Source organism: Lacticaseibacillus zeae DSM 20178 = KCTC 3804, from assembly GCF_000260435.1.
Classification (GTDB): Bacteria; Bacillota; Bacilli; order Lactobacillales; family Lactobacillaceae; genus Lacticaseibacillus; species Lacticaseibacillus zeae.
Window position 1 is genome coordinate 1 of the sequence record NZ_BACQ01000091.1, and the last position, 663, is coordinate 663.

At 46.6% G+C, this 663-nt stretch carries 1 pseudogene; it reads right to left on the reverse strand.

The window, feature by feature from the left end:
* Positions 1 to 663: pseudogene (locus tag GSO_RS16170) on the reverse strand (Mce/MlaD family protein); the annotation flags it as partial.

Consider the following 663-nt stretch of genomic DNA (forward strand, 5'->3'; position numbering starts at 1 on the left):
GCGTTGGGATTTGACCGTTTAAGGTGCTTAAGCCGCCAGAAACTTTGCCAGAGCCGGAATAGAGTTGACTGACGCCATCAACCAGTGAAGGTGCTTTTGTTGCTAGCTGGTTGATGCCACTGTTCAAGCTATTCGTCCCGGTCACAAGTTGATCATTGTTAGAGATGATTTTCGTAGCACCGTTTTGAAGACCAGTAATAGCAGCTGTTAATGTCGGAACCGCTGGTTAAGTGTCGTCAGACCATCTGAAACCTTTTTTGAGCCAGGAATCAGTTTCTGATTAAGAGTCGTCGACAGCGACGTGCCACTGCTTTCGGTCTGAGTCATTAAAGCATTGATATTTGTCTCGAGTTGTTCAAAACCGGCAACCAAATCCGGATCTTGATTGGTTTTGGCTTTTAAGGTGGCTTCATACTTTGTGAGGCTTTCTTGAAGCTTGGCTGCTGATTCGGCGGCTTGCTTATTTTGGCTATCGACAGAGCCACTCAATTGTTGAAGACCATTGGTTAAATCCGATGAACCGGTTGCCAACGAGTTAGTGTCTGTTGCTAAAGAGCCGGTGCTACCTGCAAGCTGATCAATTCCTTTAGAGAGCGATGTCACACCGTCTGTATAGTTCTTTACCCCTGTTGTTAAGCTTGCCGAACCAGTCTGGAGCTGGGT